Annotated in this window: 14 protein-coding genes; 10 read left to right on the forward strand and 4 right to left on the reverse strand. The window is 48.2% G+C overall.

All coding sequences use genetic code 11. The features are described from left to right. Positions 1-51: 51 nt before the first annotated feature. The 9 genes from Q0546_RS10400 to Q0546_RS10440 all read left to right on the forward strand — a co-directional run bounded on the left by Q0546_RS10400 (position 52) and on the right by Q0546_RS10440 (position 8,628). Complete coding sequence (locus Q0546_RS10400; RefSeq protein WP_298792807.1) at positions 52-741, forward strand: hypothetical protein; 690 nt, start codon at positions 52-54, stop codon at positions 739-741. A gap of 9 nt (positions 742-750) precedes the next feature. Then, on the forward strand, positions 751-1,311 hold the full coding sequence (locus Q0546_RS10405; RefSeq protein WP_297967777.1) for a YajG family lipoprotein: 561 nt from the start codon (positions 751-753) through the stop codon (positions 1,309-1,311). Next, positions 1,311-1,883 (forward strand): ComF family protein, encoded by a 573-nt coding sequence (locus Q0546_RS10410; protein ID WP_298792809.1) that lies wholly within the window; start codon positions 1,311-1,313, stop codon positions 1,881-1,883. Before Q0546_RS10405 ends, Q0546_RS10410 begins: the two co-directional genes overlap by 1 nt. Before the next feature lie 3 nt (positions 1,884-1,886). Further along, positions 1,887-2,363, forward strand: a complete 477-nt coding sequence (locus Q0546_RS10415) for a hypothetical protein (protein WP_298792810.1) — start codon at positions 1,887-1,889, stop codon at positions 2,361-2,363. A 183-nt stretch (positions 2,364-2,546) separates the two neighbouring features. Further along, a complete protein-coding gene (gene gyrA / locus Q0546_RS10420; protein WP_298792812.1) occupies positions 2,547-5,168 on the forward strand; it encodes a DNA gyrase subunit A in 2,622 nt (873 codons plus the stop codon). Positions 5,169-5,241: 73 nt separating this feature from the next. After that, entirely contained in the window at positions 5,242-5,748 is a 507-nt protein-coding gene (locus Q0546_RS10425; RefSeq protein ID WP_298792814.1) for a lipoprotein required for motility, read from the forward strand. Beyond that, on the forward strand, positions 5,724-6,122 hold the full coding sequence (locus Q0546_RS10430) for a hypothetical protein (protein ID WP_298792816.1): 399 nt from the start codon (positions 5,724-5,726) through the stop codon (positions 6,120-6,122). The genes Q0546_RS10425 and Q0546_RS10430 overlap by 25 nt, the downstream gene beginning before the upstream one ends. A gap of 3 nt (positions 6,123-6,125) precedes the next feature. After that, positions 6,126-7,295 carry a sigma-54 dependent transcriptional regulator gene (locus Q0546_RS10435; protein ID WP_298792818.1) on the forward strand — a complete coding sequence of 390 codons (1,170 nt, stop codon included), beginning with the start codon at positions 6,126-6,128 and terminating at the stop codon, positions 7,293-7,295. A 307-nt stretch (positions 7,296-7,602) separates the two neighbouring features. After that, complete coding sequence (locus Q0546_RS10440; RefSeq protein WP_298792819.1) at positions 7,603-8,628, forward strand: aspartate-semialdehyde dehydrogenase; 1,026 nt, start codon at positions 7,603-7,605, stop codon at positions 8,626-8,628. A gap of 120 nt (positions 8,629-8,748) precedes the next feature. Here the strand turns inward: Q0546_RS10440 and Q0546_RS10445 are convergent, their stop codons facing one another. Then, entirely contained in the window at positions 8,749-8,958 is a 210-nt protein-coding gene (locus Q0546_RS10445; RefSeq protein ID WP_298792820.1) for a hypothetical protein, read from the reverse strand. 88 nt (positions 8,959-9,046) lie between these two features. Between Q0546_RS10445 and Q0546_RS10450 the strand changes: the two genes are divergently transcribed. Next, positions 9,047-9,550, forward strand: coding sequence for a YqhA family protein (locus Q0546_RS10450; RefSeq protein WP_298056722.1), 504 nt, complete (start codon positions 9,047-9,049; stop codon positions 9,548-9,550). Positions 9,551-10,045: 495 nt separating this feature from the next. Here the strand turns inward: Q0546_RS10450 and Q0546_RS10455 are convergent, their stop codons facing one another. The 3 genes from Q0546_RS10455 to Q0546_RS10465 form a co-directional block, all read right to left on the reverse strand. Beyond that, positions 10,046-10,975, reverse strand: coding sequence for a ribose-phosphate pyrophosphokinase (locus Q0546_RS10455; RefSeq protein ID WP_298792821.1), 930 nt, complete (start codon positions 10,973-10,975; stop codon positions 10,046-10,048). 359 nt (positions 10,976-11,334) lie between these two features. Beyond that, entirely contained in the window at positions 11,335-13,125 is a 1,791-nt protein-coding gene (gene lepA / locus Q0546_RS10460) for a translation elongation factor 4 (RefSeq protein ID WP_298792822.1), read from the reverse strand. A gap of 135 nt (positions 13,126-13,260) precedes the next feature. Further along, the coding region (locus Q0546_RS10465; protein WP_298792823.1) for a transporter at positions 13,261-13,588 on the reverse strand (328 nt) is incomplete at its 5' end.

Raw genomic sequence — 13,588 nt, forward strand, 5'->3', positions numbered from 1 at the left:
AATTTGGATAGAATTTTGCTTGCGCGATGTAAAATTTACGAAAGGATTTTTATGAGAAATTTTATACTTTTATTTGCGGCGTTCCTTTTTACGGGATGTTTTGGGCTTTTCGAGAGCTCGCCGGAGGTCGCTCAAACCGAAGGTGGCAACGCAAAAGGCTATAAAGAGGTGATGCGCATCAAAGCAGACTGCTCCTCATGCGCTAGCGGCGGTCAGGATATCAAGATAAACGGCACGGACTACACCAGCGACGTCGCGATAAAGTGCTGCATCGCTCAAAGCAGGATCGACACGGGCGCGGCTATCAAAAAAGTCTATATCCATAAAATAGCCGACGAAAGAGCAGCGGATAGCGGCATAAAATTTATATCCAAAAACGGCGCGAAAATGCTCTATCCAAAAGAGCGCCTTGAGAGGCTTTTCCATCTTTTCTTACAGGACGAGCTGCTAAACCGCGGCATCATGGTTGTGGATAGCCAGACCTCGCCTTACACCTACCGCGTGGATTTTGCATTTACCGATTATGCAGCCTCGTATAGCGAGCCGTCGCAGTATCTAAGCGCGGCGATGAAGGGCAAGCTAGGCGTAAAAAACATAAATAAAACCCACGTGCTAAACATCTCCACCAGACAAGACGTACGCAAGCTCGAGGCCGAGGACACGGAGGATTTTAATCTCTACGTCTACCTTCTAGTTAAACAAGCCGCCAACAAAGCCGCCGAAGAGATATCAAAACTATAAAGGAAAAGTATGAAAAAATTAGCTTTTTACGCCCTTGCCGCCGCGCTTTTTGCCGCGGTCATGAGCGGATGTTCGCAGCGCAGCTCGGTGTTAAATTTGACCCCGTATCAATCAACATCAAACCAGATGGGATACCAAAAAAATATCCGCATAAATAGCATCGAGGACGCTCGCGCCAACAAAAGCATCGTCGCCACGATCACGGGCAGCAACGGCAACGTCAAAGAGTACGTCACGCTACAAAACAGCATAGAAAGCTGGCTACAAGACGGCCTTAGCACCGAGCTAAAGCGCCTGGGCGCAAATTTGAGCGACTTTGGCGATATCGTCGTGGACGTGCGGATCGTCGAACTTAAAGCCAATCTAAGCGGCTACTCCACCGACAACCTAAAAGGCTCGGCAAAGCTTGCGATAACGGTGCACAGAGGCGATCAAACCATCACCAAAAACGTCTCGCAGGAGCAGACTAAATTTGCCCCGATCCACACGAGCGGCGCGTTTAAGAGCTTTTTTGACGAGCTACTCCAAGACATCGTAAAACGCGCGGCGATCCAGATCCTAAAAAGCTGATGAGATGCGCTAACTGCGGGCATATGAGTCTGGGCGTGATCTGTCAAATTTGCAAAGATCACCTGCTCTCCTCGCCCGCAAGGACGCGCGTTTTGGACGGAGATTTTAAAATTTACAGCTTTTTTGACTACTCCGAAGTTAAAAATTTACTCCACTCAAAGCACCTATTTCACGGCTCTTTCGTCTACGGCGCACTCGCAAATTTGAGTTTTAAGATTTTTGCGCGTAAATTTAGCTTCGGCTCGCCAGTACACGCCGTGCCGATCGACGACAAAACAGCTAGCGGCTACTCGCATACGGCGATCTTGGCTCGCGCGTTAAAAAACGCGGAAATTCGTCCGCTTTACGCCTGTTTGCACGCGGGCTCAAACGTTAGCTATCACGGCAAGGACCTCGCCTTTCGCCTAAAAAATCCGCGAAATTTTAAGCTTTTAAAAAGGCCTAAATTTCCAGTTATCTTGATAGATGATATCGTGACGACGGGCACGACGATAGACGAAGCCAGACGGACGCTGCAAAAAGCCGGCTGCGAGGTGCTTTTCGCACTCACGCTTGCGGATGCGAGGTATTAAATTTTGCTAAATGTTTTACTTTTTTCGGCTTTGGCGCTCGGAGTCGCGGTCATCGCAGACGTCGCCTTTTGGCGATACAAACGCGAGAGTAAAATTTTAAATTTCTTGTTTATTTTCATTATGATTTTCGGGCATCCGTTTTATTTCTCGGTAGCATTTTTCGCCCTATTTTCAAGCGGGATTCTTTGTGACGCAGATTACAATCTGACGGTGCTCGGAGCGGTTTTGCTAGCGGCCGCGATGACGGCACTGGGCTTTTTGAGATTTAAAATTTACGGTCTTAAAAACAAGGCCGTCAAAATGTCAAATTTTGCTAAATTTTACTTTTTTACGGCTGGTTTTATCCCGTTTTATGCAGTTTTGATCGATGGCGGCGAGATGGGAGTTGCGGCGCTCGTGCAATTACTTCCCGCGACCTGCGTTTTTGCTTTCATTTACTCTGCGATCAAATTTAAGATAATCAAGAGCTCGGGCGGGTAAATTTATCAAATTTTACGCCGTAAAAAGAAAATTTAAGGTGCAAATTTAAGCCCGCAAACAAATTAATCCAAACGCCTCGAATTCGGACGAATTTTACCAAGCCTGACGGCGACGAAACGTATTTATTTAGCAAGTTTTTATCAAATTTAAGCTAAAATCGGCAAGTAAATTTTAAGGATAAAAATGGAAGAAAATCTACTCAATCAAAATCAAGACATCCAAGCCGTCGATATCGAAGAGTCGATAAAAACGAGTTACCTCGACTACTCGATGAGCGTCATAGTCGGTCGCGCCCTGCCCGATGTCAGAGACGGCCTAAAGCCCGTTCATAGACGCATCCTATACGCGATGAACAACCTCGGAGTCGGCAGTCGTAGCCCGTATATGAAGTCCGCTCGTATTGTTGGCGAGACTATGGGTAAATATCACCCGCACGGCAATCTAGCCATCTACGACGCGCTCGTGCGTATGGCGCAGAAATTTTCCATGCGCTATCCGACTGTCGACGGTCAAGGAAACTTCGGCTCCATCGACGGCGACGGCGCTGCAGCGGAGCGTTATACCGAAGCTAGGATGACGAATCTCACCGAAGAAATCTTGCGCGATATCGAAAAAGACACGGTTGATTTTATCCCAAACTACGACGATAGAGAGACTGAGCCAGACGTCCTGCCTAGCCGCGTGCCAAATTTGCTGCTAAACGGCTCTAGCGGTATCGCCGTCGGTATGGCGACGAATATCCCGCCGCACAGCCTTGATGAGCTCATCGACGGACTTTTGCTCGTGCTTGAAAATAAAAATGCGACGCTAGAAGAGGTGATGCAGTACATAAAAGGGCCGGATTTTCCGACGGGCGGGATAATATTTGGCAAAAAAGGCATCATCGAGGCCTACCGCACGGGACGCGGCCGCGTGAAACTACGCGCCAAAACCCACATCGAAAAAAAGCCGAACAAAGACGTTATCGTCGTAGACGAACTACCGTATCAGACGAACAAAGCCCGCCTCATCGAGCAGATCGCCGAGCTGGTTAAAGAAAAACAGATCGAAGGTATCAGCGAAGTGCGCGACGAGTCCGATAAGGACGGCATCCGCGTCGTCATCGAGCTAAAACGCGACGCGATGAGCGACATCGTGCTAAACAATCTCTTTAAATCCACGACGATGGAGAGCACCTTTGGCGTCATAATGCTTGCGATAAACAACAAAGAGCCGAAGGTATTTAACCTAATCGAGCTTTTGAAGCTATTTTTAAATCACAGAAAAACCGTCATCATCCGCCGCACAATATTTGACCTAGAAAAAGCTAGAGCTAGAGCGCATATTTTAGAAGGCTTAAAAATCGCGCTGGATAATATCGACGAAGTGATCGAGCTAATCAAAAATAGCGCCGACACTCCGAGCGCTCGCGAGGGACTAGTGGCGAAATTTGGCCTTAGCGAGCTGCAAGCAAACGCCATCCTAGATATGAGGCTAAGCAAGCTAACTGGTCTTGAGCGCGAAAAACTAGAGGCCGAGCTAGCCGAGCTAATGGCCGAGATCGCGCGCCTTGATGAAATTTTAAAGAGCGAAACATTGCTAGAAAAACTAATCAAAGACGAGCTACTCGAGATAAAAAATAAATTTAAAGTGCCGCGCATCACCGAGATTGTCGACGACTACGACGACATCGACATCGAAGATCTCATCCCCAATGAAAACATGGTCGTAACCATCACGCACCGAGGCTACATCAAGCGCGTGCCGAGCAAGCAGTACGAGAAGCAAAAACGCGGCGGTAAGGGCAAGGTCGCGGTAACTACGTACGACGACGACTTCATTGAGAGCTTCTTTACGAGCAACACTCACGATACGCTGATGTTCGTGACCGACCGCGGACAGCTCTACTGGCTCAAAGTCTATAAGATCCCTGAAGGAAGCCGTACGGCCAAAGGCAAAGCGGTAGTAAATCTCATCCAGCTACAGCCTGACGAAAAGATCAAGGCGATCATCCCGACGACTGATTTTGCCCAGAGTAAATCGCTCGCGTTTTTCACTAAAAACGGTATCGTAAAACGCACGAATTTGAGCGAATTTAAAAACATCCGCTCTATCGGCGTACGCGCTATCAGTCTAGACGAGAACGACGAACTAGTCACCGCTCTCATCGTCGAGGGCGAAGAAGAGCCGATAAATATAATCGACGAGCTTGGCGTAGAGACCGAGATAAACGAGATAGAGGCGATAGAAGCTCAGATCGATGAGGAAAATAGCGAAGAAAACGACGAGAACGCGGCCGAAGGAAGCGACGATAGCGAAAAAATGCTATTTATCGTAACTAAAAAGGGCATGTGCCTCAAATTTAAACTCAGCAAAGTCCGCCAGATGGGTAGAACGGCTCGCGGCGTGACGGGTATTAAATTTAAAGAAGACGGCGACGAGGTCGTAGGCGCAGCCGTCATCGAAAACAACGATCAAGAGGTGCTAAGCATATCTCAAAAAGGTATCGGCAAACGCACTACCGCAGACGAATATCGCCTAACAAATCGCGGCGGTAAGGGCGTAATCTGCATGAAGCTAACTAACCGCACCGGCGATCTAATCGGCGTCGTAATGGTCGATGACGAACAAGATCTGATGGCTCTAACCTCAAGCGGCAAGATGATACGCGTCGATATGCAAAGTATCCGCAAAGCAGGCCGAAACACCAGCGGCGTCATCGTCGTAAACGTGGACGGCGACGACGTAGTAAGTATCGCAAAGTGTCCTAAAGCCGATGATGGCGAGGATGAGAGCGGCGAAGAGACGCTAGAAAATTTAGAATGAATTTAGTGTTTTTGGAATACAATTTGCTAGTAAATTTGCAAACAAAAAAACAACTAAATTTAAAGGTTCAGGAATGAAAAAAATTACATTCGCGGTTTTAGGCGCAGTAGTATTTTTGACGAGCGGTTGCTCTTTTAACAACCCTTTTGCCTCCGATGACGCAACATCGGTAAAGCAAGACATCGTCATCCAAAAGGTCGATAAAGAAGACATCAGAAGCGTTATGAAACAAGAAAAGATGATATACGATATCGAACCGGCCGATGCGGTATTTGGCGCCGTGGGTGAGGGCATCGCTCCGACCAACACCGTCTCTCACGCCCAGTCTCTAGCTCTAGCTAAACGCGCGGCCATCGCGGATGCGCACAGACAGCTAGCCGAGAAACTCTACGGAGTCAAGATAAACTCCAAAGATACGGTTAGAGACGCAATGCTTAGAGACTCGACCATCACGGCTCAAGTAGCAGGCCTCATCAAAAACGCTTCCATCGTCGAGCACGACTTTAAAGACGGGCTCTACCGCGTCAGAATGGAAATGAAAATAGACCAAAGCAAGTGGCAAGAAATTTTTGCTTACTGATTGCCGCTACGGCACTTCTTTGCGGCTCGGAGGAGTTTATCATCTGGGCCAAAATCTCCACTAAAAATCACGCCGTCGTTTACGACGATATCGCACTTTCAAAAGCAATGGTTCTAAGCGAGCTAGAGTACGAGTATCTATGCGAAATAGACGCCCCAAAGCAGCCCGCCCAAAGCTCGCTAGAGTTTTTAAATTTACATAAAAACGAGCTTTTCGAGTGCTTTTTGCCTTACAAATTTAAGGTCGAAGATCACTTCGTCCAACGCAACAAAAATATGAACTCCGCAACCGATCTCACGCTGTTTCCGGTGCGTTTTACGGTGAAATTTAAGCCCTCTTCGGCTATCATAAGCGTATTTAAAAACAAAGAGTAAAAGATGAATATCGTAATAGTAGAAGACGACATAAATATGCGCAAGTCCCTAGAGATCGCGCTTGGCGAATACGACGATCTAAAAATCAAAAGCTACAAAAGCGCAGTCGAGGCGCTTAAAAAAATGGGCGAGGACGTCGATCTCATCATCACCGACATCAACATGCCTCAGATGGACGGGCTGGAGTTCATCAAGCGCCTGGATGGCAAATTTGACGTCATCATAATGACGGGCAACGCGACGCTAAACAAAGCCATCGAGAGCGTGCGCCTTGGCGTCAAGGATTTTCTAACAAAGCCGTTTGACGCGCAAACGCTGTATGAGGCGATAAAAAGGGTAGAAATTTTACGCCGTAAACTACCTGCTGCGAGCCTAAAAGCCGCGCAAAGCGGGTCAAATTTACAGGCTGATTCGACCGATTTCGTCGCTAGCTCGCCCGCGCTTGCTAATGCATTAAATTTAGCCTCGCGCGTCGCAAAAACGGACGCTTCGGCGATGTTAATGGGCGAAAGCGGCGTGGGCAAGGAGCTGTTTGCCAAATTTATCCACAAAAACTCACCGCGCAAGGACGGTCCGTTTATCGCGATAAACATGGCTGCAATCCCCGAAAATTTGATAGAAAGCGAGCTTTTCGGCTTTGAAAAGGGCGCATTTACCGACGCCTCGGCGATGAAAAAGGGGCAGTTCGAGCTAGCAAGCGGCGGCACGCTGTTTTTAGACGAGATCGGCGAGATGCCGCTAAATCTGCAGCCAAAACTCCTGCGCGCGATCCAGGAGCGCGAGATCACGCGCCTTGGCGCTACAAAGAGCGTTAAAATCGATGTTCGCATCGTATCCGCGACGAACGCAAACCTGCCCGCGATGATCAGCGAGGGTAAATTTAGAGAGGATCTGTTCTACCGCCTAAACACCGTGCCAGTCGCCATCCCGCCGCTAAGAGAGCGCAAAGAGGAGATCTTGCCTATCGCCGAGCGATTTTTAAAGCAAAGCTGCGAAGAGTTTAGCCTCGGCGCAAAAAGCTTTTCCGAAGCGGCTGTAAAGGAGCTAGAAAACTACGATTTCCCGGGCAATATCCGCGAACTTATCTCCGTCGTACAACGAGCAGCGATTCTTAGCGAAGGCGAGGAAATACAACCGGGCGACCTTTTTTTGCAGGCTCGCAGCAGAAAATAGCTTAAATTTAAGCTTTACGCGAGTAAAATAAGCAGGATTTTAGTTTAAATTTAGCCGGCCGAGACGGCGACGCTGAAAATGCGACGTACGACTCGTCAAATTTGGGCGGTAAATTTGAATCTGAAAGAAGTTAAATTTAACCGCAAATTCGAGTTAAATTTAATGGGCAAGAGCGGTTGCGATTAGCTTTATGTCAAAACCTAAATTTAGTCCGTGAAGTCCGATAAATCTTTAACGTTGTGTCAAGCCAAATAGGCTTGTCGCAGGGCGGCTTTGCCGACCGAGAAGTAAAAACAAAGGAGCCAAAATGAGAAAATTTAACGTTGCCGTCGTAGGTGCAACCGGCGCAGTCGGAGAGGAGCTTTTCCGCGTTATGGAGGAGGTGGATTTCCCGGTGGGCGAGCTACTACCGTTAGCAAGCGCGAAAAGCGCAGGCACCCAAATAGAGTTTAAAGGCAAAAACTACAAAGTAGTGGAGCTCACCGAGACGGTTTTTGACGAACACGAGATCGACATAGCGTTTTTTAGCGCGGGCGGATCGGTATCCGAAAAATACGCTAAATTTGCAGCCGCCAGCGGCGCCGTCGTGATCGACAACACCAGCCACTTTAGGATGGACGCGGACGTGCCGCTAGTCGTACCCGAGTGCAACCCGCAGGACATCGCGCAGTGGAAAACCCGCGGCATCATCGCCAACCCAAACTGCTCGACCATCCAGATGGTGCAAATTTTAAAACCGCTAGACGACGCGTACGGCATCAACCGCGTGGACGTCTCGACCTATCAGGCGGCTTCGGGCGCGGGCAAAGAGGGCATGGAGGAGCTAGTCACGCAGCTACAAAAGTTTTTCGAGTTTAAGCTCGACGAGTGCGAGCCGAAGGTCTTTGCCCATCAGCTAGCGTTTAACGTTATCCCGCACATCGACGTATTTTTGGACAACGACTACACGAAAGAGGAGATGAAAATGGTCAACGAGGCCCAAAAAATCCTCCACAAAAATATGGAAGTGAGCGCAACCTGCGTGCGCGTGCCGGTGCTTCGCAGCCACTCCGAGGCCATCACGATTCATTTTGACAGAGACGTGGATGCCGCGGCCGCTCGCGAAGTCCTGCGCAAGGCACCTAGCATCGTCGTCGTGGACGAACCTGCCGCGAAAAAATACCCGATGCCAAGCATCTCAAGCGACACCAACGAGACCTACGTCGGACGCATCCGCACGGATAACTACCGCAAAAACGTCCTGCATCTGTGGTGCAGCGCCGACCAGATCCGCGTGGGGGCGGCGACCAATGCCGTGAGAATCGCGCAAAAATGGATAGAGATGCAGGAATAGCCCGCCCGCGTTTTTTAAATTTGCCGAATTTGCGCTTTTATTTGGCGTAAATTCGGCTAAAATTTGATTATCTTAAAATATAAAATCGAGTTTTTCCGATACGAATTTTCTACTAGCTTTTTAAATTTGACGCTTAAATTTACCAGCATCTTTACGGCGCAAATCGCCGCAAGCAAACAGTACCGTCAAATTTACGCAATCAAATTTAATAAACTCAAATTTGACTCGCCCGTCAATCGGCCGCGGCTCGTCTAAAAGGGCATTATAAACCGCGCGAAACTCAAATTTAACCCAGCCCGATAACAACCCAAGCCTCACACATCGACTCAAATTCCCGCCAGACTAGTGCTTGCTCAACGTACTAGCTTTAAGGAAAATATTATAAAATACGCGTTTTATTTTTAAACAAAGGAAATTAATGCGTAAAGCTTTTGAAAAAATCCTGCTCTTTAGCAACAACTTCACGCTGCTTCCCGTGGTCTTTGGCTTGCTTGGCGCTATCGTGCTTTTCGTCATCGCTAGCTACGACGTGGGCAAGGTATTCGTCGCCGTTTATCACTACTTTTTTGGCGATTTTCACCCGGAGAACTTCCACTCCGAAGTCGTCGGCGAGATCGTTGGAGCGATCGACCTTTATCTCATGGCACTCGTGCTTTACATCTTTAGCTTCGGCATTTACGAACTGTTTATCTCCGAGATCGAGGAGCTTAAGAAGTCCAAGCAGAGCAAAGTCCTCGAGGTGCACTCGCTCGACGAGCTCAAGGACAAACTGGGCAAAGTCATCATCATGGTGCTTATCGTTAACTTTTTCCAACGCGTTTTGCACGCAAATTTCACCACTCCGCTTGAGATGACCTATCTCGCGGCCTCGATTTTGGCGCTTTGTTTGGGACTTTATTTCCTGCACAAAGGCGAACACTGAGGCCTTTTGCGAGCCTGGCTTCGGGCTCGCTTTTTAAATTTCGATTCAAATTTTACCGCCGTGCCGCATGTGAATAACTTTTAAATTTCGCCTTTATCATTAAGTTTTATTTCAAAATTTCTCCAAATTTAAAGCTGTATAAATTTAAGTTCTGTTTTAGCAACAAATGCCTATTTTATGGGCTTTTGGGATTAAATTTAAGATTACAAAATTAACCAAAATAATATAAATTATTTCACTTTTCACTCCGTGAAAAAAACGTGAAAAGTTACGTTTAATTTCAGCCTTTTTTGAGTAAATTTGACGCAGTCAAATTTGATCGGTACGACCCGCATCTTTACGGCGTGAATAATTTGGGTATAAATTGAGAGTCGTAAGTAGAGAGTTAAATTTGACGCTTAAAGATAGGTATAAATTTAAAAACGTCGCACGCTTACCGCATACGCCGCCAAGGGGTATTTTAATCAAAACCAGCGACCAAAGTGCCGCCTAAAATCAGTCAAATAGCGAATTTACGCTTTCGTTGTGATACACGCGTCTGATCACTTCGCCAAAAATCGGCGCGACGCTGAGTACTTTTATCTTTTCGTTTTCCTCGCGAAGCGGTATCGTGTCGGTTACTACCAGCTCGTCTAGCGCGCTATCTTCGAGGTTTTCGTATGCTTTGCCCGAGAGCACCGCATGCGTGCAGCACGCCATGACCGATGTCGCGCCGCGCTCTTTAAAGACTTTTGCCGCCTTTACTATCGTACCGCCCGTATCGATCATGTCATCAACCAAGATCACGTCCTTGCCCGCTACGTCGCCGATTACATTCATTACTTCGCTTTCGTTGGCTTTTTCGCGGCGTTTATCGACGATAACGATGTCGAGATTTAGGGCTTTTGCAACGCTTCTAGCGCGTGCGACGCCTCCGATATCGGGGCTAGCAATGATAGGATTTTTGAGATTTTTGTTTTTGATATGGTCGTTAAAGATGATCGAACCGTAGAGGTTATCGACCGGGATGTCGAAAAAGCCCTGAATTTGGCCCGCATGGAGGTCGATCGTGACGACGCGGTCGATGCCCGCCGTTTGCATCATGTTTGCCACGAGCTTTGCCGTGATAGGCACGCGAGGAGCGGCCTTGCGGTCTTGGCGCGCGTAGCCGAAATACGGCACCACCGCAGTTATCGAGCTAGCCGAGCTGCGCTTAAGCGCGTCGGTTAGGATCAAAAGCTCCATCAAATTTACGTTTGCGGGCGCGCAGGTGGGCTGGACGATGAAAATATCCTTGCCGCGCACGCTCTCGCCGATCTGCACGCTGATCTCGCCGTCGCTAAAGCGCTTGATCGTAGCTTCGCTAAGCGGAAGCGATAAATAGTGCGAAATTTTCTTTGAAAATGCCGGATTTGCGGTGCCCGAAAAGATTTTGTAACCTCTCATAACGATTAACCTTTATAAAATTTTTATCTAATTTTACCGAACTAAAACTTAAATTCGTAGATTTTTGCGGATAAATTTTATCTTTTGTCGGCTCAAATTTCAGTTTTTGGCGCGCTAACTCGGGCTACCGGCGAACTATCTTTTTAAAAATTATACGGCGCCGACTGCTTTAACAGAGCTATTTTTGAGACAAATTTTATCTCTAGCTTTAAAATATCGCGAATTTATCTCGCGTCAAATTTGACTAAATCAGATTTTAGCATTTTCGCGGCGCGGGTTCGGGCGAGTAAAATTTGTAAATTTGACCGCGAGATAATAAAAGCAGCTGCGAGCGCAGCAAAAACGCTCGCAAAATGCCATTAGTCTATCTTTAAAACGCTTAAAAACGCTTCCTGCGGCAAATTTACCTTGCCGATAGCTTTCATGCGCTTTTTGCCCTCTTTTTGCTTTTCGAGTAGCTTGCGTTTACGCGTGATATCGCCGCCGTAGCACTTGGCGGTTACGTTTTTGCCCATTGATTTTACCGTTTCGCGCGCGATGACTTTGTTGCCGATGCTGGCTTGAATAGCCACCTCAAAGAGCTGGCGCGGCACGATCTCTTTCATCGCTTTGACGAAGTCGCGCCCCTTGGACTGGGCTTTGCTTTCCGGCACGATGATAGAGAGCGCATCCACCGTCTCGCCTGCGACCTTGATATCAAGCTTCACCAGATCGCCCACGCGGTAGTCGCTAGGCTCGTAGTCAAAGCTCGCGTAGCCTTTGGTGCTCGATTTTAGCTTGTCGTAAAAGTCCATCACGATCTCGTTCATCGGGATGTCGTACTCGAGCAGCACGCGCTCGGGCGTGATGTAGTCCATCTTAGTCTGCACGGCGCGGCGGTTGTTTAGCAGCGTGATGATGTTGCCCAAAAACTCGCTAGGCGTGATGATCGTGGCCTTTACGTATGGCTCTTTGATATGCTCGATTTTATTGACCGGAGGGAGCTGGCTAGGGTTTTGGATACGTAAAATTTGACCGTCGGTTTGTACGACTTCGTAAGTTACGGTCGGAGCCGTGGCGATGAGATCGAGGTCAAATTCGCGCTCCAAACGCTCCTTGATAACCTCCATATGTAGCAGCCCTAAAAATCCGACGCGAAAGCCAAACCCAAGCGCTACCGAGGTTTCCGGCTCGTAGCTGATCGAACTGTCGTTTAGCTTTAGTTTATCCAGAGCGTCGCGCAGGTCTTCAAATTTATCAGTTTCGATCGGGTAGAGTCCCGCAAATACGAACGGTTTAGCCCGCTCAAAGCCGCCCACTGGCTCTTTTACGGGATTACGAGCCAGCGTGATCGTGTCGCCCACCTGCACGTCGCTCACGTTTTTTAGCCCGAGCACCACGATACCGACCTCGCCCGCGCTCAAATTTGCCGTTTTTATCGGCGCGATCGGGTTTGGATACATGAGGTCTAGGACGATGTGTTTTTTGCCCGTACCCATGACTAGGATCTCGTCGTTTTTCTTTAGCTCGCCGTCATAGACGCGCACGAGCGCCAGCGCGCCTAGGTAGTTGTCAAACCAGCTGTCGTAGATGAGCGTTTTTAGCGGTTTTTCCGCCTCGCCGCCGGGAGCCGGGATGCGCGTGATGATGGCTTCTAACAGCTCTTTGATGCCGATGCCCGTTTTTGCGCTGACCTCGACCGCGCCGCTACAGTCAAGCCCTATAACGTGCTCGATCTCGTTTTTTACGCGCTCGGGGTCTGCTGCCGGGAGGTCGATTTTATTGATAACGGGGATGATTTCGAGGTTGTTTTCTAGCGCGATATAGACGTTTGCGATGGTCTGCGCCTCTACGCCCTGAGAAGCGTCCACGACGAGCAGCGCACCCTCGCAGCTAGCAAGAGAACGGCTCACCTCGTAACTAAAGTCCACGTGGCCCGGAGTATCGATCAAATTTAGGACGAAATTTTCGCCGCCGAGCGCATAGTTTAGGCGTACGGACTGAGCCTTGATCGTGATGCCGCGCTCTTTTTCGATATCCATCGTGTCCATGATTTGCGAACTCATCTCGCGGTCGCTAACGGCGCCGCACTCCTGTATCAGGCGGTCTGCGAGTGTACTTTTGCCGTGGTCGATATGAGCGATGATGCTAAAATTTCTGATGTTTTTCATGAAATCCCTAGTTAAATTTTGGGCGATTGTATAAAAATTTTCGTTAAAGTAGAGTAAATTTAGCTTTCGTTAAACGGGTGGCGGCTTGCGACGGGGGATTTGGAGTAAATTTGACGCGGATTCGGTTCGTAAAATTTAACGTAAATTTTGAAGTCTTTCGCGCACGGCGCAAATAACGACGCAAAGCGAATACAAAAAATAAACATACGCCGCCAGTGGAGCAAAAGCTACGAACCCCGAGGCGTAAACTAGAGCGCTTAGGCCGTATGTCGCGTTTGCGAGTGCGGGTATATGATATGTCCAAAGCTCAGGCTTTTCAAAAGGGGTATCGACGGCGTTGAAATACAAAGCCAAATTTAGCGCGAGCAGTAGCAAAAATATATAATTCTTTTTCATAAAAGGAAAAACGGTGCAAACCAAGGCTAACGCGAAATTTAGCGCGATAGCCTTGGTTAGATCGGAA

It is taken from the genome of uncultured Campylobacter sp., assembly GCF_937997465.1.
In the GTDB taxonomy this organism is placed as follows: Bacteria; Campylobacterota; Campylobacteria; order Campylobacterales; family Campylobacteraceae; genus Campylobacter_A.

Excerpts from the sequence above, each read along its gene's own strand:
- Q0546_RS10400 (WP_298792807.1), top strand. The coding sequence starts at position 52 with ATGAGAAATTTTATACTTTTATTTGCGGCGTTCCTTTTTACGGGATGT.
- Q0546_RS10450 (WP_298056722.1), top strand. The coding sequence starts at position 9,047 with ATGCGTAAAGCTTTTGAAAAAATCCTGCTCTTTAGCAACAACTTCACG.
- gyrA (WP_298792812.1), top strand. The coding sequence starts at position 2,547 with ATGGAAGAAAATCTACTCAATCAAAATCAAGACATCCAAGCCGTCGAT.
- Q0546_RS10440 (WP_298792819.1), top strand. The coding sequence starts at position 7,603 with ATGAGAAAATTTAACGTTGCCGTCGTAGGTGCAACCGGCGCAGTCGGA.
- lepA (WP_298792822.1), bottom strand. The coding sequence starts at position 13,125 with ATGAAAAACATCAGAAATTTTAGCATCATCGCTCATATCGACCACGGC.
- Q0546_RS10435 (WP_298792818.1), top strand. The coding sequence starts at position 6,126 with ATGAATATCGTAATAGTAGAAGACGACATAAATATGCGCAAGTCCCTA.
- Q0546_RS10455 (WP_298792821.1), bottom strand. The coding sequence starts at position 10,975 with ATGAGAGGTTACAAAATCTTTTCGGGCACCGCAAATCCGGCATTTTCA.
- Q0546_RS10410 (WP_298792809.1), top strand. The coding sequence starts at position 1,311 with ATGAGATGCGCTAACTGCGGGCATATGAGTCTGGGCGTGATCTGTCAA.
- Q0546_RS10405 (WP_297967777.1), top strand. The coding sequence starts at position 751 with ATGAAAAAATTAGCTTTTTACGCCCTTGCCGCCGCGCTTTTTGCCGCG.
- Q0546_RS10425 (WP_298792814.1), top strand. The coding sequence starts at position 5,242 with ATGAAAAAAATTACATTCGCGGTTTTAGGCGCAGTAGTATTTTTGACG.